The following is a 19420-nucleotide window of genomic DNA, read 5'->3' as shown; positions in this document are numbered from 1 at the left end:
CCCCGGTGGGCCGCCGGCGGCTCGGGCGGGCCGACCGGCGGCGCGGGAGCGTGGCGGCCTGCTCAGGCACCCCGGACAGACGAAACCGCCTGCCGTCGTCGTGGTGACGTCGGCAGGCGGTTCCGGTGACTCACGCCTCGTGGGTGGCGACGATCTCTCGCCGCTCCGCGAAGTGGCAGGCGCTCGGGTGGTCCGAGTCGCGCCGGATCTCCAGCAGTGGGACCTGCTCGGCGCAGACTTCCTGCGCCTTCCAGCAGCGGGTCCGGAACCGGCAGCCCGAGGGCGGGCTGATCGGCGACGGCACGTCACCCGTGAGCCGGATGATCGTCTTGTTGTTCCGCTGGGTCGGGTCCGGCACCGGCACCGCCGAGAGCAGCGCCTGGGTGTACGGGTGGGTCGGCCGCTCGTAGATCTCGTCCTCGGTGCCGATCTCGACGATCTTGCCGAGGTACATCACCGCCACCCGGTCCGACAGGTGGCGGACCACCGACAGGTCGTGGGCGATGAAGATGTACGAGAGCCCCAACTCGGTCTGCAGCTTCTCCAGCAGGTTCATCACCTGCGCCTGGATGGAGACGTCAAGCGCAGAGACGGGCTCGTCGCAGACGATCACCTCGGGCCGCAGCGCGAGCGCACGGGCGATGCCGATGCGCTGACGCTGACCGCCGGAGAACTGGTGCGGGTACCTGTTGATGTGCTCCGGGTTGAGCCCGACCAGGTCGAGCAACTCGCGGACCTTGGCCCGACGGCTGCCCCGGGGTGCCACCTCCGGGTGGATCTCGAACGGCTCCCCGATGAGGTCGCCGACAGTCATCCGGGGGTTGAGCGAGGTGTACGGGTCCTGCATGACCAGCTGGATCTGCCGACGCAGCCGACGCAGCGCTCCACCGGAGAGCTTGGAGATGTCCTGGCCCTTGTAGACCACGCTGCCGGCGGTCGGCTTCTCCAGGTTCATCAGAACCCGGGCGAGGGTCGACTTGCCGCAGCCGGACTCGCCGACGACGCCGAGCGTCTCTCCGGACCGCAGACCGAACGAGACCCCGTCGACGGCCTTGACCTGACCGACGGTCTTCTTGAACACCACACCCTGGGTGACGGGGTAGTGCTTGACCAGGTCAGTGACCTCGAGGATGTTCTCAGACACGGTTCACCAGCTCCTCGGCGAAGTGGCAGGCGCTGGCCCGGGCGGGGCCCACCTGAAGCAGCGGGGGCACCTTCTCCCGGCACACCGGCTGAGCCATGGGGCAGCGCGGGTTGAACGGGCAGCCCGGCGGGATGTTCATCAGGTTCGGCGGGAGGCCCTTGATCGTCCGGAGCTGCTGCCCCTTCTCGTCAAGACGCGGAATCGAGTCGATCAGACCCAGCGTGTACGGGTGCGCCGGCTTGGCGTACAGGTCGTACACGTCGGCTTCCTCGACGATCCGGCCCGCGTACATGACGGCGATCCGGTCCGCGACGTCGGCGACCACGCCGAGGTCGTGGGTGATCAGGATCATGCCCATCTGCCGCTCACGCTGAAGCTCCGCGAGCAGGTCCATGATCTGGGCCTGCACGGTCACGTCGAGCGCGGTGGTGGGCTCGTCCGCGATCAGCACCTCGGGGTCGAGCGCCAGCGACATCGCGATCATCGCGCGCTGCCGCATACCGCCGGAGAACTGGTGCGGATAGTTGTTGTACCGGCCCTTGGCGTTCGGGATCTTGACCTGGTCGAGCATCTCGATCGCGCGCTTCTTGGCCTCCGCGCGACCGAGGCCCCGCCGAACCCGGAACTGCTCGGCGATCTGGAACCCGACGGTGAAGACCGGGTTCAGGGCGGACAGCGCGTCCTGGAAGATCATCGCGATGCCCTCACCGCGGATGCGGCGGCGCTCCTCGGCGGACATGCGGAGCATGTCCTTTCCGTGGAAGCGGACCTGCCCACCGGTGACGAAGCCGGGGGGCGTGTCGAGGATGCCCATGATCGTCTGCGCCGTGACGCTCTTACCGGAGCCGGACTCGCCGAGCACGGCGAGGGTCTCCCCCGCGTCGACGTGGTACGTGACCCCGTTGATGACCTTTGCGACGCCGTCCCGGGTACGGAACTCCACCCGCAGGTCGTCGACCTCGAGCAGCCGGCCGGAGGGGCGCCCGGACCCGCCGGATCCCGGCGCGGACTGCTCAGACACGAGAATGTCGGACACTGGATCTCCCCTAGCGGAGTTTCGGATCGAGGGCCTCGCGGACCGCTTCACCGAGCATCACGAAGCTCAGCACCGCGGCGACGAGGAATGCGGCGGGGAAGAACACGAGCCCCGGCGCGACCCGGATGAAATCCTTGCCCTCGCTGATCATGATGCCCCAGGACACCACCGGCGACTTCAGGCCGACACCCAGGAACGACAGGGTTGCCTCGGCGCCGATGAACGAGCCGACCATGATCGTGCCGTAGACCAGCAGCGGGGCCAGGCAGTTCGGCAGCAGGTGCTTCAGGATGATCCGGCCGCTGCCGGCACCGAGCGCGCGCGCCGCCACGATGTAGTCGGCCTCCTTGGTGGAGAGCACCGAGGAGCGCATCAACCGCATCACGACCGGCCAGCTCAGCACGATCAACGAAATGATCACCAGGCCCATGATCTCGGCCTTGCTGTTGCTGCTGCCCGAACCGTTGAACGTGGTCAGGATGACGATCGCGCCGAGCACGAACGGCACTCCGAAGAACACGTCCGCGACCCGGCTGAGAATCGTGTCGACCCAGCCACCGAGATAGCCGGAGATGATGCCCATGAAGCCGCCGACCAGCAGGGTGCCGACCACGGAGAGCACGGCGACCACGATGGAGGCACGGGCGCCGTAGATGACCCGGGCGTAGACGTCCCGGCCCTGCAGGTCGTACCCGAACCACGCGTCGCCGGACGCCTTGTTGAGGCTGCGCGAGAGCGCTCCGTTGACCGGGTCGCCCGGGGCGAACAGCGACGGGAAGGCCGCCATCAACAGGAAGATGACGATGATCGTCGCCGAGATCCAGAAAAGCGGCTTGCGGCGCAGGTCCCGCCAGGCGTCACCGAGCAGGCCACGAGGCTTCTCGTTGCCCTGCGGCCCGGGGGTGGCGGGGGTGTCGGTCGGCTGCGCGGCAGGGGTGCTGACGATCGATGCGGTGCTTGGGTCACTCATAACGGATCCTCGGGTCCAGGGCGGCGTAGAGCAGGTCGACCAGCAGGTTCATCAACAGATAGACGACCACCAGCACCACTACGATGCCAACCACGGTAGCGCTCTCCTTGGTGACGATCGCGCGGTAGACCTCGCGGCCGATCCCGTTGATGCCGAAGATGCCCTCGGTGACGATCGCGCCGCCCATCAGGGCGCCGAGGTCGGTGCCGAGCAGGGTGACGACCGGGATGAGCGAGTTGCGCAGCAGGTGCACACCCACGACCCGGCGCATCGGCAGGCCCTTGGCGATGGCGGTGCGCACGTAGTCGGCACGGCGGTTCTCCGCGATGCTCGTTCGGGCCACCCGGGCGATGTACGCCACCGACGCACTACCGAGCACGAAGCCCGGCACGATCAGCTCGGAGAACCGCATCTCGGACGAGACGGTCGGCTTGACGATGCCCCACTGCACGCCCAGCAGCCACTGCAGCACGAAGCCGACGACGAACACCGGCAGCGCGAGCAGGAAGAGGGTCGAGACGAGGACCAGGTTGTCCAGGAAGCCGTTGCGGCGCAGACCGGTCAGGATGCCGGCGCCGAGGCCGATCACGGCCTCGATGGCGAGCGCGACCAGGGCCAGCTTCAGGGTGTTCGGGTACGCCGTGGCGATGATGTCGCCGATGTCGCGCTGCGAGAACGTCTGGCCGAAGTCGCCCTGGAGCAGGTTCTTCATGTAGTTGCCGTACTGCACGAAGACGTTCTGGTCCAGGTGGTACTTCTCGGTCATGTACGCGACGTACTGGTCGGGGCAGCGGCGCTCGCCGCACTTGCCGGCGAACGGATCGCCGGGGACGGACCAGACGAGCCAGTAGATCAGGAAGGTCGAGCCGATGAAGACCGGCACGAGTTGGAGCAGCCGTCTCAACAGATAACGGCCCATGGGGTGGTCCTCCAGACAGGGGGCGCGTCGGACGGCCGACACGGTGGTGACAACGTGGCGAGTGGAGTGTTGTAGCACCCACTCGCGGAACGGCCCCGGGTCGGGCTCACCGGATGTGGCGAGCCCGACCCGGGGTCAGACCGTTCGGATCAGAGCTCGACCGAGGTGATGTCGAGTTCGCCGACGTTGTTCAGCTCGAGCTTCTTGATCTTCTCCGAGTGGCCGGACTGCTGGCCGTAGAAGTAGATCGGGATGCTCGGGACGTCCTGGTCGACCTTCTCGATGGCCTTGGCGAAGGCGTCGTGCGAAGCCTCGAGGCTCGGCGCGGAGCTGGCCTGCTTGGCCAGGGTGTCGACCTCGGGGTTGCTGTACAGGCCGTCGTTGGACGAGCCACCCTTGACGTAGAGCGGGTTGACCCAGTTCTCCACGTCCGGGTAGTCCTGCTGCCAGGCGGCACGGTACGGGCCGGTCATCTTGTGCGCGTTGATGTTCTGACGGAACACCGCGAAGGTCGGGATGCCCTCGGCGCGAGCGTCGATGCCGAGGTTGGTCTTGACCTGCTGCGCAACCGCGTCCATCCAGTCCTTGTGGCTGGAGTCCGAGTTGTAGTAGAAGACCATCTCGCCGGTGAAGCCGCCGGCCTCGGTCAGCAGCTGCTTGGCCGTGGTCGGGTCGAACTTGCAGGCGGTGCAGTTACCCGGCTTGGCGCCCGGGGTCAGCGGGTTCGCCCAGCTGTCGGCCGGCTTACGGGTACCGAAGAAGATCTTGTCCGAGATCTCCTGCCGGTTGATCGCCAGCGAGACCGCACGACGCAGCTTCGGGTTCTGGAAGCGCTTGTCGTAGATCGGGAACGCGATCAGCGCGGTCGACGGCGTGACGGTGTTCAGGCCACGCTCACCGAGGTCGGTCTTCCACTTGTCGCCGGCGAGCGCCGAGGTGGGGACGACCTCCATGAAGTCCAGGTTGTTGGCGAGCAGGTCGGCGTAGGCCGCCGTCTCGTCCTGGTACAGCTTGACGTCGACGTCCTTGATCTTCATCTTGTCGCGCAGGCTGTAGTCGTCGAAACGAGTCAGCTTGATGAGGACGTTGTCCTGCCACGAGACGAACTTCACCGGGCCGTTACCGATCGGCTTCTTGCCGAACTCTTCGGGCTTCATGGTGAAGAACGCGTCCGGCAGCGGCATGAACGCGCTGTAGCCGAGCTTGGTCGGGAAGACCGCGGTCGGAGCGGCGAGGGTGACCTCGAAGGTCTGCTCGTCGACGACCTTCAGGCCGGACAGCTCCTTGGCCGTCGGGACCGGGGCCTTCTGCGGGCCGTCGGCGCCGTCCGGGTCCTCGGTGTAGGTCTTGTCGAAGCCCGCGATGTCCGAGAAGAAGGAGCCGTTCTGCGCGCCGTTCGGCGAGTACGCGGCCCAGTTCCAGGCGTCGACGAAGTTCTTCGCCTTCACCTCGGTACCGTCGTGGAACTTGGTACCCTTCTTGATCTTGATCGTGAAGACCTTCGAGTCCTTGGTGTCGATGGACTCGGCCAGCGCGTTGCGCGGGGCCCCACCGTCGTTGGGGTACTCGACCAGGCCGGTGAACAGCCAGTCGATGACCTTGCCACCGCCGGTCTCCGTGGTGTTCGACGGAACCAGCGGGTTCTCCGGCTGGACGCCGTGGATGACGATCGCGCCATCCTTGCTGGCGGCGGCGTCGCCGTCGCCGTCACCGCTCGAGCAACCGCTCGCGACAAGCGCGGCAGCCGCGCTGAGCGCGATAGCGCTCGTCGCCCGCTTCGAGACTCTCATTCCGAGGGGCCTCCTCTTTCTAAACCTGGTTCCGTCGTGGGTTTCACGCACGTTTGGGGGGTGACACCGCCCGACCACCCCGGGGCGGGGGTCGCCGGGACCACAGGGAAGTTTGGGGACACCCCTGATGTTCCGATCCGCCGGGCTCCCTCACCCGACGATGCACGACCCTACGCAGGCGGCGCAGCCACGAACCCGCCGGTAAACAGCGAAGGTCGTGGTCGTCGGGCCGTGCGGAGTGCCACACACCAAGGGTGAGGTGCTGCCACTGTGACACCCACTGGCCTCTTCCGTGAAGGTGCCGTTATCAAGCCGTTAGTTGCCCGCCACGTTGCCGATACTTGAAAAATGATCATAAAACGGGCGCGATCAACGTCCCTGACCTGGAGGGACACGGCCTGCTGGCACGCTCCGCGCCGCGCTCAGGCTCGGTTTCTGTGAGCTATTCCGCTTGACGAGCGCACGCCACGACGTCCATCCGGGGCTCGATTTTCTTTGCCCGTCCGGACGAGGTCGGCGTCGGCTGCACGGGCACCATCGCCGGCTGGGTGGACGAGGGTGCCGCGGCCGGTTCTCTGATCATGGAAGGACGACCACGGCTGGTACGACGACACCGGCCCCGGCACCGCGCGAGGCGGAGCCGGGGCCGGTGGTGTGGCGGGGATGGATCAGGCGGTGAAGCGGACCTTGCGGCGACGCACCAGAAGGACGGTCACCGCACCCGCGGCGAGCAGCAGCAGACCGGCGGTCGCCGCCGTCGCGATCGGCGAACCGGTGAGCGGCAGGCCGCCGCCGTTGCTGACCGGCGAGGTGGACGGCGCCGGGCTGGCCGGCTGCGCCGACTCCGACGGCGTGGCCGCCGGGGTGGTCGGCGACGGCGACGCGCTCGGGGTCGGCGACGAGGTGGCCGGCGGCGTCGTGGGGGTGGCCGTGAAGGTGGCCGCCGCCCGGGCGGTGACGGTGGCGCCGGTGCTGCCGCCGAGGATCAGCTTCTGCGCCGCCTTGGCGCCGGTGAACAGGAACACCCGGCCGAAGGAGACCGAGTCCTGCGCCGTCAGGGTCACGTTCACCGTGCCGGCGGCCTCGGCGGCCAGCCAGAACTGCCCGCCGTTGGTGGTCGCGGTGACAGGCTTGCCCTCGGCGTCGACGGCGGTGCCGCCGGTGACCGCGAGGGTGATGGCGCCCGCCGGGCCCTTCACCGTGAACGGACCGGCCTTGCCGCCGACAGTCGCGGTGGCGCTGGCCGGGTCGACGGCCAGCTCGGCACGCGGCTCCGGCTGGTCGGTGGCGTTCGCGACCAGGTAGTCACGAACCTTCGTGATCACCTCGTACTGGTTGGGGGCCTGCAGGCCCTTCTCCCAGGCGCCCAGCTCGATGCCGTCGCTGAAGTGCCAGACGGCGGTCTGGGTGCCGAAGTAGAGCAGGTTGTCGAGCTGCTTCTTACCGATCTTGGTCTGCACGCCGGCGGCGGCGAGAAGCTTGGTGGAGTCGGCGTTCGGGTAGCCGTGGGTGAGCACCCACTGCACCTTTCCGAGGTTCTGCACCTCGGACTTGTCCCAGGTGCCCTCCTCGTACTTGCCATCGAGCTTCACGTTCGTGTGGTAGTCGATGCAGAACGCCGGCACCAGCTTGCCGTCGATCTTCAGCGCGAGCGCGGACGTGGTGCGCGTCTTGCCGTCCAGCTTCAGGGTGACCTGGCTGCCCTCGACCGCCTTGGCCACACCGGTGGCCGGAGCGGCGGCCGCCGCACCCGCCACGCCGAGCGCCAACGCGCCGCCGGCGACGGCCGCCAGCGCGACCCGCGCCCAGTGTCGTCCTCGTTGTCCGAACATCAAGAGTGTGTACCTCTCCCCCAGGGGTGACCCGCGACCGCGGGTACGCGTGAGCCGCCGCCTCCGCGGGATGCCAACACCCACGCGCGGAAACGGGACCGGGGCAGTATGGGACGACGATTGATCGTTTGTCAGCCCCGCCCGGTGGCATCCGTGGCATCTGCCCGAAATGCGGGGGCGGAGGAATAGATCACACGAGCCGGCGGTCCGCCGCCCAGCGGGACAACTCGTAGCGGTTGGACATCTGGAGCTTGCGCAGCACGTTCGACACGTGCGTCTCCACCGTCTTGATGGAGATGAACAGCTCCTTGGCGATCTCCTTGTACGCGTACCCCCGGGCCAGCAGACGCAGCACCTCCCGCTCCCGGTTGGTGAGCTGGTCCAGTTCCGGGTCGGCAACCGGGGCGTCCGGTCGGGCCGCGAAGGCGTCCAGCACGAACCCGGCGAGCCGAGGGCTGAACACCGCGTCACCGTCGGCGACCCGACGGACCGCCGCGGCCAGCTCGTCCGGGGAGATGGTCTTGGTGACATAACCCCGCGCGCCGGCCCGGATCAGCCCGATCACGTCCTCCGCCGCGTCGGAGACGCTCAGCGCCAGGAACTTGACCTGCGGGTGGGTGCGGCGCATCGCCTCCAGCACGGCGCGACCACCGCCATCGGGCATGTGGACGTCGAGCAGCACCACGTCCGGACCGGTGGCGGCGATCCGGGTGACCGCCTCGGCCACCGTGCTCGCCTCACCCACCACCTCGACGTGGGCGCCCAGCTCGGCACGCACCCCGGCGCGGAACATGGCGTGGTCGTCGACGAGGAACACCCGCAGGCGTTCGGGGCGGCTGGTCGCCGGGTCGAGGTGCTCCATCGGCTGCTCGGCCATGGTCATTTGTTCCTCTCCGCTGCGGACGAGTCCCGGGAGATCGGCAGGATCAGCCGGACCTCGGTCCCCTCCCCCGGGCCGGACCGGATCTCGGCCCGTCCGCCGTGCCGCTTCATCCGTCCGATGATCGAACCACGTACGCCGTGCCGGTGGTCCTCCACCGTATCCGGATCGAAGCCCTTCCCCCGGTCCCGGACGAAGACGCTTACCTGATCGGGCTCCACCTCGGCGTAGAGCGACACGGTCTGCACGCCCGCGTGCCGGGCCGCGTTCACCAGCGCCTCCCGCGCGGCGGCGACAAGCGCCCCGACCTTCTCGTCGGTCTCCCGGTCACCCACCACGACGGTCTCCACAGTTATCGCGAAGGTGTCCTCGACCTCGGCGGCGGCCTGCTCCAGAGCTGCGGCGAAGCGCTCACTCGGTGACGCGGTGGGCTTGTAGAGCCAGTTGCGCAGCGAACGCTCCTGCCCACGGGCCAACCGCTGCACCGTCTTGACGTCGCTGGCGTTGCGCTGGATCAGAGCGAGGGTGTGCAGCACCTGGTCGTGCACCATCGCGGCCAGCTCGGCCCGCTCCTGCTCGCGGATCCGCCCCTCGCGCTCCGAGCGGAGCTGGCTGTACGTCCGCCAGAGCACCGGCGCGGCGACCACGCCAACCCCGGCCAACCCAACCAGCGCGAAGATCACCCCGTTGATCACCGCGTCGAAGTTCTGTGCCGGCGAGTAGACAGCCGCGACGCCGATGATGCCGACCGCGACAAGCACCCCGCCGCCGATGAACCGGAGCACGAAGGCCCGCCTGTCGCTCTCCTCCACCACCGCCCCGAGCCACGGGACCGGCATCGTGTCGCCCCAGCGCCGCCGCCGCTCGGGCGCCGACTGGTGCCAGATCACCCCGGCGCCGACGGCGATGATCGCCACCAGCCAGCCGGCGGTGCCCGCCGCACCGACCGAGTCGAAGACCATCACCTGGATGAGCAGGACACCGAGCCCGATCCCGACGAACGGGAGGAGCTGGGCCACGTCGCGCCGAGGTGGCACGGCGGTGTCGCCGGGGCGCAGCGGCACCACCGCCCAGAAGGCCGCGTAGAGCAGCAGCCCGAGCCCACTCAGCCCGAGCAGCACCATGAACGCGACCCGCACGCGCAGCACCGAGATGCCGAGATGGTCGGCGATACCGGCGGCGACACCGGCGGCCATCCGATGCTCGGGCGCACGGTAGAGGCGCGGAGGTGGGGTCACGGTGCTGATTGGAAGCTCCCTGGTCACGGTGGTGGGCGGGGCGAGGTCGGTGAGTTCGATCGTCACACGCTGCGGCGTCCGCCGACCACGGGTGACGCCCCCGACATTCCGGCCGCTCGGATCTCAGGGTGGGGTCAGGGTCGGGTCCTGAGGTCGCTCGGGCGAGACGGGCAGCAGGATCGAGGCATGACCGAGGAAGCTGCCCCGCCGCCCCGCCCCGGGTCGGCACAGCCGGGCGGTTCAGCACCGCCCGCACCAGCCCAGACACCTGCCGGCTGGACCGAGCCCACCACGTTCGGCCCGACCGGCACCGACCCGACCGCCGGACCGACGCCGGGCGCGTACGAGCCTCCGAGCCCGAGCTACGGACCCGACGCCGGCTCCGCGGGCGGCACGGACCACGCGCCCGGAGGGGGTACGACCGCCCCGGGCCACGGGCCCGGCGCCGGCTTCGCGCCCGGCGCGGGCTACGGACCCGGCGCGGGCTACGGACCCGGCGGGGGCGGGGGTACGCCCCCGGGGCCCGGCGGGCCGGGGCCGTCCGCGGGGCCGCTTGGCGGCACCGGTTTCACATCGCGGTACGGGCTGGTCCGGCCGCGCGACGGCCGTTACCTGGCGGGGGTCTGCGCGGCGATCGGACGCGCCACAAACACCGATCCGGTGCTCTGGCGCGTGCTGCTCGCGGTGCTCGGGTTCTTCGGCGGCATCGGCATCCTCGTGTACGTCGCCGCCTGGCTCATCATCCCGAACGAGGGCGACACGGCCTCCCCGGTGGAGTCGATGCTGGGGCGCGGCCGTTCCAGCATGTCCCCGGTGACAGTGATCGTGCTGGGCATCCTGGTGGCGGCCAGCTTCGGCTACATCGTCACCGACGCCTTCCGCGCGGTGCTGCTCGGCGCGGCCATCCTGATCGGCGGCGCGTTGCTGCTCAACCGGGACAGCCGTGGGCCACAGCCCGGTGCCCCGGGCGGGCCGGTGCCGCCCACCCCGACCGGTACGCCACCCGGGCCGGTTCCGCCGGTCGCCTGGCCCGCTCCGACGCACGGCGCGGTGCCGTCCACCGGTCCGCTGGCGACCGCGCCCTTGGCGGGCGGCGCTCCGGCGTACGCCTCGGCGGCGCCTGGTGAAACGCCGAGCGCACCCATCCACGGCCCCCAGCCGGCCACCGTCCCGCAGCCGCTCGTCGGCGCACAGCCGGTGTCCGGGGCAGCCATGTCGTCCGGGCCGGTGTCCGGGCAGCCGTCCATCGCCACGACGGGGCAGCAGGAGGCCGCCTGGCCCGCACCCGAGCACGGCTGGACGGCCACCGCCACCGACGCCACACCCACCGCCAACTGGCCGTCGGCACCGGTGACCGCAGTGCCCGCCAGTCCGTCCGGTTACCCGGTCGCGGCGACGCCGGGCGGGTATCGTCCCCCGTTCGCGCCGCACGGCCCGTACGCCGCGCCGGCCCCGGCCGCGTACCCGCCGCGGAAACCGCCGAAGCCACCGAAGCGGCCCCGGGAGCGTTCGCCGCTCGGCGCGGTGACCTTCTCGCTGATCTTCCTGGCCCTCGGCATGGTCGCCCTGCTCGACCTGCTGGACGTCTTCGCCGTCACCGCGTCGGCGTACTTCGCGGCCGCGTTGGCCACGATAGGGCTGGGGCTGCTGGTCGGCACCTGGTTCGGCCGGGCCCGTTGGCTTATCGCCCTCGGCCTGGTGACCGCCGCGGCGCTGGGCACCGCCACGGTCGCCGAGTCCTACGACCGCATCCGCGGCGTGGACGGGGCGGTCACCTGGGCCCCCACCGACTACCGCGACCTCGCCGACAGGTACGAGAACAGCTTCGGTGACGCCGTGCTCGACCTGCGGGGCATCGACTTCACGAAGCGGGACAGCCAGGTGACCGTCGCGATCAACTTCGGTCAGGCGACAGTTGTCGTACCGCCGAACGTGGACGTCACCACGGTGGCCGACGTCAACGCCGGCGACGCCACAGTCTTCGGCAACCGTTCCGGCGGGATCGACGGCCGCCTGCGGGAGTCCACCGACCTGGGCGCGGACGGTCCCGGCGGCGGAAAGCTGCGCCTGTACATCCATGTCAATGCCGGCAACCTGGAGGTGACCCGGTGAAGGCTCACCGCACGGACCTGCTCTCGTTCGCCTTCGGGCTGGTGTTCCTGGCGCTGTCGGCCTGGTGGCTGCTCGCCCAGATTCTCGGGCTCGCACTGCCACCGGTCGGCTGGTTCCTGGCCGGCGCGCTGATCCTGATCGGTGTCTTCGGTCTGGTCGGCGCCTTGCGCTCCGGCCGCTCCGGCCGCTCGGAACCGAACGATGTCGCCGACCCGGCCACGATCGCGGCCCACGGGGCCGGCGCACCGGCCTCGGCGGCCGGGCCGGTGGCGGCCGCCGCCGAACCGGGCGTGCCGACGTCGGGGGTGCCCACCCCGGCCTCCGGCGCGGGCCTTCCGACGTGGACCGCCGATCACTCCGCCTGGGACGCTCCCGTGCCGGAAACGGCGTCAGCGGTACCGACCGTGGCGATGCGGGCACCGGAGGCGCCGACCGCCGAGATGCGTCTGCCGGAGGCGCCGACCGCCGAGATGCGGGCACCGGAGGCGTCGTCGGACGCGATCCACCCGGCCTGGCTGGCCCATCCGGCGTCGGAGTCGGAGTCGGAGGCCGCGCCGAGCTCCGACGGGGCCGACGCGCCGACCCGGCCCGACCACCCGAGCACGGCGTCGGCGGACGAGGCGGCGGACGAGCGGGAGGGCCGACGGCGGGAGTCCTGACCCTGGTTGCCGGCCCGCGCCGATACCACGGCGATGCGGGCGGCGCGGGCAGGCGCATATGCTGGCCGGTGGAGATCTCGCCTCCGCCGGCCGGCCCGTCCCGCCGTGGCGGCCCCGCCGCGATTCCCGTCTCTACCCCGTCAGGAGCCCGCCCGACATGACGCAGTCCCCCGCCGTGCGTACCACCGGCCGGTCCGGTCCGGTCCGCATCGGCGAGCGAGCCGCCCGTACCCTCGTCACCGAGCTGGCCCGGATGAACGACCCGAAGGCCGCCCTGCTGGTCGGCGCGAGCCCGGAGTCCCCGGTGCTGGCCGCGGCGATCGAGGCGCTGCTCCCCGGTGACCAGCTCACAGTGGTGCCCGCCGAGTCGTCCGGTGCCACAGTGCTCCGCGAGCACATCACCGCCCAGGGCCGGTGGGTCGCCGATCGGGTACGCGTCGTCGACTCGCTCGCCGACGCCGAGGCCGCCGCCGCGGTCATCGCCGTCGAGGCGTTCACCGGCACCGCCGAGGAGACCCGGAGCGCCATCAACGGGTTGTCCAAGTACCTGACCGACGGCGCGGTGCTGAGCGTGGCGACCACCGCGACGCCGGGCCGGACGACAGGCGCGGCCACCGAACTGGCCCGGCAGGACGCCCTCTACGGCGTCGGCGGGGATCTGGTGCTTCGCAACACGCCGCCGGTGCGGGTCTACCGGCTGCGGTTCACCCCGGCCAGTCCGGCGGCGGCCGACCGGCTGGCCCCGGCGTACCGGCCGTCGAGCGTGCCGCTGACCCGGGGCATGCACATCGACTCCAACGGGGTGGCCGCGGCGGGCATCACGCTGGGCCTGGCGGCGCTGGCCCGCGTGGCGCGTCCGTCGTCGAAGCTGTGGCTGCTGCCGGCGCTGGCCGCCGGGCCGGTCGCCGCGTTCTTCCGTGATCCCCAGCGGGACGTGCCGGAGGATCCGAACGCCGTGGTGGCCAGCGCGGACGGCAAGGTCCTGTCGGTGCAGCGCCTGCACGACGAGCGTTTCGGCGACGGCGAGTGGCTGCGCGTCGCGGTCTTCCTCTCCGTGCTGGACGTGCACGTCAACCGGTCTCCGGTCGCCGGCAAGGTGGTGGACTACTTCGTCGCCGACGGCGGCTTCGTCAACGCGATGAAGCCGGACGCCGAGCACAACGTCGCCGCGTACACCGTCCTGGACACCAGCCGCGGCACGGTGGTGGTCGCACAGCGGACCGGCCTGATCGCCCGCCGCATCGTGCAGCGCGCGCCGATCGGCGCGCTGCTGGCCAAGGGGGAGCGCTTCGGGCTCATCCGGTTCGGCTCGCGGACCGACGTCTACCTGCCGGCCGAGGCCGCGGACCCGCTGGTGGGGCCGGGCGACAAGGTGGTCGGCGGCTCCACGGTCATCGCCCGCTGGCGCTGACACCGGGACGCGAAAACGGGGCGCCGCTGTCCGCGGCGCCCCGTTTCGTGTGTCGGATCAGGCGGTACGACGCTGACGCAGCCAGAGCACCGGCCCGCTGACCAGGTAGCCCACCACGATCAGGGCGAACGTGAGCCGGATGTCGACGAGCGCGCCGAGCACCGGGGCCAGCCAGAGCCATGGCGGCAGCTTCACCAGGCGGGCGAGCTTGGCGTACGGGAAGCTGGACACCATCGCGAAGGCGAGCAGTGCCACACCGGCGACAAGCACCAGGCCGGGCACCGGCAGGCCGATCGCCACGGTCACGGCGAGCACGGCCGCGGCCATGGTGGTGGGGACACCGCAGAAGAAGCGGCCGTCCTTCGGCGAGACGTTGAAGCGGGCCAGCCGGATCGCCGCACACGCCGCGACCAGGAAGCACGCCACCGCTGCCGCAGCCGTCGACACCGAGCCGGCGAGCGAGGCGTAGACCACAACGGGCGCGGCGAGGCCGAACGAGCACATGTCGGCAAGCGAGTCCATCTGGGCGCCGAACGGGCTGGCCACGCCGAGCCGGCGAGCCAGCGCACCGTCGAGGCCGTCGAAGGCGACGCAGGCGATCAGGCAGAGGGCTGCGAGCCGCACCTCGCCCTGCATGGCGAGGAAGATGGCCAGCATGCCGAGCATGAGGCTGGCCAGGGTGCAGGCGTTGACCACGCCGAACTTCATCCGGCGGGCGACTGTGCGCTCGCCGGGGAGCAGGGGGATCGACCCGGCAGTGGCCTCGTCGGCGTACGCCATCGGCGGCAGCGCCGGGCTGACGGGCATGACAGCCTCGATCTCCGCCCGGGTGGCGTCGATCGGCGGCCGGCTGAGCCGGTCCAGGCCGTAACGACGGCGCTGGCGGTCGGCGTACCGGTGCTCAGGCAGTGTCAGGTCGGTGGTCCGCAGGTCACCGTCACGGCGACCCACCCGGACCAGCAGCACCTGGCGGGCGAACGTGCTGCTGCGGCGCAACGGGCCCGCCCAGCGACGCCCTGCGGGGCGCGGACTGTCAGTCGTACGACGCCGGCGCCATGGGGCTCTCGGCACGTTTCCTCCATCACCGGATCGGCTTGCCGCCGTTTGGGGGCGGATGTCCGGCTGTCTCGTGCCGGACCTTGCGTGGCCCGGCAGCCGTTTTGCGGAGTACACCATCGCATAGGGGAACGTGGCTTGGCGATAGCTGCCGGCGGTACTTATCTGGTACAAACCGCGCGAACCGCCTTGTTATTCCCATCCCGGGCTTGATCGCCCGTTTCCTCCATCATTCCCGTCTCCGACTGTACCGGAGGGTCACCATCTCGGCTCGTCGAGCCGGGTGCTATCGACCCAGCTGTCCGATTGCCGAAGCAGCGATGCCGCTCAGTGGCAGGTCAGCCGTCTCGGCGACGGTGAACCAGCCCGCCCGGGCGGTCGAGCCACCGGCGGACTCGGTCACCACCGCATCGGTGGGTACGTCCACCAGCACCCGATAGATCACCCGGACGCCGTGCCAGTCCAGCGGACGGCCCTCGGGACCGAGCGCGGCCGGGTTGTGCAGGTTGTCCACGCCGAGCAGTTCCACTACCCGGCCCACCTGGCCACCCTCCTCCACCAGCTCGCGGAGCAGTCCGGTGGTCGGCTGTTCGCCGTGATCGGTGCCGCCGCCGGGCAGGTGCCACTTGCCGGCCCCGGGATAGCCGTCCGCGATCTGGGTGAGCAGAACCCGCCCGGCCGGGTCGGTGACCAGCCCGTACGCCCCGAAGCGCAACCGGCGATCCGGATGCGACTGCGGAAGTGGCTCGGCGGACGGCTGCGCGCCGGCCGGGAGCGGGGTGACCGGCAGCCCGAGCAGTTCGGCGCTGAACGGCGTCAACGGCACCCCGGCCGCCTCGTCGAGGCTGACCCACCGCGCCTCGAGCGTGCCGTCGCCCGTGTCGCCCGACACATTGCCGTCCACGGTCATCTCGAACAGTAACCGGTCGGTGTGCAGCGAGACGTCGTCCTGCGCCAGGGTGCTGACGTCCGCGACAACGGCCCGCAACCGACCCACCGACACGGTCAGCCCGGTCTGCTGGCTCACCGCGCGCGCGACCGCGTGCTCAGGATGCTCGGCGTGCACGACCGATCCCCCCGGCAACGACCAAACGGCCGCCAGAGGCCCCCGAACAACCAGAACCCGCCCGGAAACCCACAGCTGACCATAAACAGCAACCTGCCGCACCAGCTCCACACCCAGCCCCCGCTCCCCCGCACCCGCCCCAAGACCGGTGATCATGAAGTTATCGCCATCCATCTCGGCGTGTCCTGACAATAACTTCATGATCACCGCGAGGAAGGGGGGGCCGGGGGGGCGGGGGGCCGGGGGGTGGGTCAGGTTAGGTGGGCTGCTTGGACTGCTTCTGCTGTTACCTCGGTCAGGCGGTTGGCGGGGAGGGCGCCCAGCTCCTCGCGGGCGAACCAGCGGGCCTCGCAGGTGGAGCCGCCCACGTCGGTGATCGTCGGCGCGTTCGGCTCGTCGACGACGACCCGGTAGAAGGCACGTACGCCGTGCCAGTCGATCGGGTAGCCCTCCGGGCCGAGCGAGGCGGCGTCGCGATGACTCGCCACACCCAGCAGCTCGACCAGGCGGCCGGACTGGCCGGTCTCCTCGACAAGCTCCCGGATGAGCGCCGCGCCAGGCTGCTCGCCGTAGTCGGTGCCACCCCCGGGCAGGTGCCAACAGCCGGCGCCCGGGTAGCCGTCGGAGATGCGGGTGAGCAGCACCCGACCGGCCGGATCGGTGCACACCGCGTACGCGGCGAAGCGTTGCGCCCGGTGCAGCCCGTCCGGGCCGGGCACCGCGTAGAAGGACGGGAACTCGGGCACCTCGTCGGGCACCACGTCGGCCGAGGAGGCGGGCAGGCCGAGGGCACGCGCCGTGAACGAGCGCAGCGGCAACTCGCGTGCCTCGTCGAGCGTGTACCACCGGGCGAGGTCGGTGGGGCGTTCACCGACCCGGTCGGCGAGGGTGCCGCCGCGCACCGCGACCCGGTAGATCAGCCGGTCGGTGTGGATGGTGATGCCCCGCTCGGGCAGCGCCCGCATGTCGGCGAGCACGTCGGCCAGGCCCGAGACGGCGACCGAGAGGCCGGTCTCGGCGGCGGTCTCGCGGACGACCGTGTGGTGCGGGTCCTCGCCGTGGTCGACAGCGCCGCCGGGCAGCGACCAGGTGCCGGGGGTGCCGGAGCGCTCCGATGCGCGGACCAGCAACACTCGGCCGTCTGAATCAGCACAAACTGCGTATGCCGCGATCCTGCGAAGCGGCTCCAGCAAGGTGGTCACGGAACCAAATTCTCCCCGGGCCGGGTTACCGGGACGGAAAAGAGTCGGATTCCTGACTCTTTGCTACCCGCTCAGGGATCGATCAGGGTAGGGATCCGGGCGGTCACCGAGGGCGGGCTCGGCGCCGGCGCGGACCGTGGAGACATGACATCCACCGCCGCTCCCCACGCCCCGTACAAGCAGCTCCGGCGACCCACCACCGACCGCATGGTGGCGGGGGTCGCCAGCGGCCTCGGCCGCTACTTCGACGTCGACCCCACGCTGGTCCGTGTGGCCTTCGCGGTCACCGGCCTACTCACCGGCGGGCTCGCGCTGCTCGCGTACCCCATCATGTGGTTCCTGATGCCCGAGGAGCCCGCCGGCGCACCCGCCTGGCCGCACCCGGCGGGCGTCGCGCCGCAGCCTCCCGCCGGGTCCGCGCCCGGTGGCCCCCAGCCGGGGTACGCGCCGACGCAGCCCTACCCGCCGACGACCCCGCCGCAGGCGCCGCCGGCCGCGTGAGCCGCGGTCACTCCCACTCGATGGTGCCCGGCGGCTTGCTGGTCACGTCCAGCACCACCCGGTTGACCTCGGCGACCTCGTTGGTGATCCGGGTGGAGATCCGGGCCACCACCTCGTAGGGCAGCCGGGACCAGTCGGCGGTCATCGCGTCCTCGCTGGAGACCGGGCGCAGCACCACGGGATGCCCGTAGCTGCGCCCGTCACCCTGCACGCCGACGCTGCGCACGTCGGCGAGCAGCACCACCGGGAACTGCCAGACACCGCGATCGAGCCCGGCGGCGGTCAGCTCCTCCCGGGCGATCAGGTCCGCCTGGCGCAGCAGGTCCAGCCGCTCGCGGTCGACGGCGCCGATGATCCGGATGGCCAGGCCGGGACCCGGGAACGGGTGCCGCCAGACCATCGCCTCGGGCAGGCCCAGCTGGAGGCCGAGCGCCCGGACCTCGTCCTTGAACAGGGTGCGCAGCGGCTCGACAAGCGCGAACTTCAGGTCCTCCGGCAGGCCGCCGACGTTGTGGTGGCTCTTGATGTTGGCGGTGCCGGTGCCGCCGCCGGACTCGACCACGTCCGGATAGAGGGTGCCCTGGACCAGGAACTCCACGTCGCCGTGCGAGGCGATCTCGCGGGCCGCGGCCTCGAAGACCCGAATGAACTCCCGACCAATGATCTTGCGCTTCTGCTCCGGGTCGATCACCCCGGCCAGCGCGCCGAGGAACCGGTCGGCGGCGTCGACCACCTTCAGCTTGATGCCGGTGGCCGCCACGTAGTCCTTCTCGACCTGCTCGGCCTCGCCCGCGCGCAGCAGACCGTGGTCGACGAACACGCAGGTGAGCTGGTCACCGACCGCCTTGTGCACAAGTGCGGCGGCGACCGCGGAGTCCACCCCGCCGGAGAGGCCGCAGATGACCTCCTTGTCGCCGACCTGGGCGCGGATCCGGGCGATCTGCTCGTCGATGATGTTCTCGGGCGTCCAGGTCGGCTCGATGCCGGCGATGTCGTACAGGAAGCGGGTAAGCATCTCCTGACCGTGCGCGGTGTGCCCGACCTCCGGGTGGAACTGCACGCCCGCCCGCCGTCCGGCCACGTCCTCGAAGGCCGCCACCGGCGCGCCCGCCGACTCGGCGGTCACCGTGAAGCCCCCGGGGGCCTCGGTGACGCAGTCGCCGTGGCTCATCCAGACCGGCAGGTCCGCCGGCAGGTCGCGCAGCAGCACGCCGGGGTCGAGGAGGCGGGGGCGCAGCGGCGTGCCGCCGTACTCACGGTTGCCCGTGTGCGCGACGGTGCCGCCGAGCGCCTGGGCCATCGCCTGGAAGCCGTAACAGATGCCGAAGACCGGCACGTCGGCGGTGAACAAGCCGGCGTCGATCTGCGGGGCGTCCGGCGCGTACACGCTTGCCGGACCGCCGGAGAGGATGATCGCGGCCGGGTTCTTCGCCAGCATCTCGGCGACCGGCATCGAGTGCGGCACGATCTCGGAGTAGACCTTCGCCTCGCGGACCCGGCGCGCGATGAGCTGGGCGTACTGGGCTCCGAAGTCCACCACGAGGACGGGGCGAGGCAGGCTCATGTGCGCAAAGCCTACCGAGTGTCACGGCCGCGTCGGGCAC

The 19420-nt window shown here is 70.9% G+C and carries 15 protein-coding genes and 1 pseudogene; 4 read left to right on the top strand and 12 right to left on the bottom strand.

Features of this window, described 5'->3' with window-relative positions; genetic code table 11:
• Nucleotides 1–130: 130 nt before the first annotated feature.
• The 8 genes from ACLQ26_RS03975 to ACLQ26_RS03940 form a co-directional block, all read right to left on the bottom strand.
• The gene (locus ACLQ26_RS03975; RefSeq protein ID WP_425743104.1) at nt 131–1144 is read right to left on the bottom strand and encodes an ABC transporter ATP-binding protein; all 1014 of its coding nucleotides are present in this window, start codon (nt 1142–1144) and stop codon (nt 131–133) included.
• On the bottom strand, nt 1137–2165 hold the full coding sequence (locus tag ACLQ26_RS03970) for an ABC transporter ATP-binding protein (RefSeq protein WP_039909015.1): 1029 nt from the start codon (nt 2163–2165) through the stop codon (nt 1137–1139). The genes ACLQ26_RS03975 and ACLQ26_RS03970 overlap by 8 nt, the downstream gene beginning before the upstream one ends.
• 25 nt (nt 2166–2190) lie before the next feature.
• Nucleotides 2191–3150, bottom strand: coding sequence for an ABC transporter permease (locus ACLQ26_RS03965; RefSeq protein WP_007465041.1), 960 nt, complete (start codon nt 3148–3150; stop codon nt 2191–2193).
• Nucleotides 3143–4069, bottom strand: coding sequence for an ABC transporter permease (locus ACLQ26_RS03960; protein ID WP_007465043.1), 927 nt, complete (start codon nt 4067–4069; stop codon nt 3143–3145). The genes ACLQ26_RS03965 and ACLQ26_RS03960 overlap by 8 nt, the downstream gene beginning before the upstream one ends.
• Before the next feature lie 149 nt (nt 4070–4218).
• A complete protein-coding gene (locus tag ACLQ26_RS03955; RefSeq protein WP_425743103.1) occupies nt 4219–5859 on the bottom strand; it encodes a peptide ABC transporter substrate-binding protein in 1641 nt (546 codons plus the stop codon).
• Nucleotides 5860–6527: 668 nt separating this feature from the next.
• Nucleotides 6528–7691, bottom strand: coding sequence for a thioester domain-containing protein (locus tag ACLQ26_RS03950; protein WP_425743102.1), 1164 nt, complete (start codon nt 7689–7691; stop codon nt 6528–6530).
• 190 nt (nt 7692–7881) lie between these two features.
• Nucleotides 7882–8568, bottom strand: coding sequence for a response regulator transcription factor (locus ACLQ26_RS03945; protein ID WP_363680525.1), 687 nt, complete (start codon nt 8566–8568; stop codon nt 7882–7884).
• Nucleotides 8569–8570: 2 nt separating this feature from the next.
• Nucleotides 8571–9836, bottom strand: a complete 1266-nt coding sequence (locus ACLQ26_RS03940; protein ID WP_363680527.1) for a PspC domain-containing protein — start codon at nt 9834–9836, stop codon at nt 8571–8573.
• A 159-nt stretch (nt 9837–9995) separates the two neighbouring features.
• On the opposite strand from ACLQ26_RS03940, the gene ACLQ26_RS03935 reads away from it, so the two are divergent.
• The 3 genes and pseudogenes from ACLQ26_RS03935 (at nt 9996) to ACLQ26_RS03925 (ending at nt 13991) form a co-directional block, all read left to right on the top strand.
• Entirely contained in the window at nt 9996–11921 is a 1926-nt protein-coding gene (locus ACLQ26_RS03935) for a PspC domain-containing protein (RefSeq protein ID WP_425743101.1), read from the top strand.
• A pseudogene (locus ACLQ26_RS03930) lies at nt 11918–12211 on the top strand (hypothetical protein); the annotation flags it as partial. The gene ACLQ26_RS03935 and the pseudogene ACLQ26_RS03930, both read left to right, overlap by 4 nt.
• Before the next feature lie 526 nt (nt 12212–12737).
• Nucleotides 12738–13991, top strand: coding sequence for a phosphatidylserine decarboxylase (locus ACLQ26_RS03925; RefSeq protein ID WP_425743100.1), 1254 nt, complete (start codon nt 12738–12740; stop codon nt 13989–13991).
• Between the two features lie 57 nt (nt 13992–14048).
• Here the strand turns inward: ACLQ26_RS03925 and ACLQ26_RS03920 are convergent, their stop codons facing one another.
• The 3 genes from ACLQ26_RS03920 to ACLQ26_RS03910 form a co-directional block, all read right to left on the bottom strand.
• A complete protein-coding gene (locus ACLQ26_RS03920; protein WP_425743146.1) occupies nt 14049–14987 on the bottom strand; it encodes a CDP-alcohol phosphatidyltransferase family protein in 939 nt (312 codons plus the stop codon).
• 346 nt (nt 14988–15333) lie between these two features.
• Nucleotides 15334–16269, bottom strand: coding sequence for an NUDIX hydrolase (locus ACLQ26_RS03915; protein WP_425743145.1), 936 nt, complete (start codon nt 16267–16269; stop codon nt 15334–15336).
• A 95-nt stretch (nt 16270–16364) separates the two neighbouring features.
• Complete coding sequence (locus ACLQ26_RS03910; protein ID WP_363680317.1) at nt 16365–17315, bottom strand: NUDIX hydrolase; 951 nt, start codon at nt 17313–17315, stop codon at nt 16365–16367.
• Between the two features lie 144 nt (nt 17316–17459).
• Between ACLQ26_RS03910 and ACLQ26_RS03905 the strand changes: the two genes are divergently transcribed.
• Nucleotides 17460–17816 (top strand): PspC domain-containing protein, encoded by a 357-nt coding sequence (locus ACLQ26_RS03905; protein ID WP_425743099.1) that lies wholly within the window; start codon nt 17460–17462, stop codon nt 17814–17816.
• Nucleotides 17817–17823: 7 nt separating this feature from the next.
• Here ACLQ26_RS03905 and guaA read toward each other — a convergent pair whose 3' ends face one another.
• A complete protein-coding gene (gene guaA / locus ACLQ26_RS03900; RefSeq protein WP_425743098.1) occupies nt 17824–19380 on the bottom strand; it encodes a glutamine-hydrolyzing GMP synthase in 1557 nt (518 codons plus the stop codon).
• Nucleotides 19381–19420 lie beyond the last annotated feature (40 nt).

This window comes from Micromonospora sp. DT43, assembly GCF_049841645.1.
GTDB lineage: Bacteria > Actinomycetota > Actinomycetes > Mycobacteriales > Micromonosporaceae > Micromonospora.
This window is presented reverse-complemented; position numbering and strand designations above follow the sequence as displayed.

Bases quoted from the DNA above. Each gene is read 5' to 3' on its own strand.
- ACLQ26_RS03965 (WP_007465041.1), bottom strand. From the start codon at position 3,150: ATGAGTGACCCAAGCACCGCATCGATCGTCAGCACCCCTGCCGCGCAG.
- ACLQ26_RS03960 (WP_007465043.1), bottom strand. From the start codon at position 4,069: ATGGGCCGTTATCTGTTGAGACGGCTGCTCCAACTCGTGCCGGTCTTC.
- ACLQ26_RS03955 (WP_425743103.1), bottom strand. From the start codon at position 5,859: ATGAGAGTCTCGAAGCGGGCGACGAGCGCTATCGCGCTCAGCGCGGCT.
- ACLQ26_RS03950 (WP_425743102.1), bottom strand. From the start codon at position 7,691: ATGTTCGGACAACGAGGACGACACTGGGCGCGGGTCGCGCTGGCGGCC.
- ACLQ26_RS03945 (WP_363680525.1), bottom strand. From the start codon at position 8,568: ATGGCCGAGCAGCCGATGGAGCACCTCGACCCGGCGACCAGCCGCCCC.
- ACLQ26_RS03935 (WP_425743101.1), top strand. From the start codon at position 9,996: ATGACCGAGGAAGCTGCCCCGCCGCCCCGCCCCGGGTCGGCACAGCCG.
- ACLQ26_RS03925 (WP_425743100.1), top strand. From the start codon at position 12,738: ATGACGCAGTCCCCCGCCGTGCGTACCACCGGCCGGTCCGGTCCGGTC.
- ACLQ26_RS03915 (WP_425743145.1), bottom strand. From the start codon at position 16,269: ATGATCACCGGTCTTGGGGCGGGTGCGGGGGAGCGGGGGCTGGGTGTG.
- ACLQ26_RS03905 (WP_425743099.1), top strand. From the start codon at position 17,460: ATGACATCCACCGCCGCTCCCCACGCCCCGTACAAGCAGCTCCGGCGA.
- guaA (WP_425743098.1), bottom strand. From the start codon at position 19,380: ATGAGCCTGCCTCGCCCCGTCCTCGTGGTGGACTTCGGAGCCCAGTAC.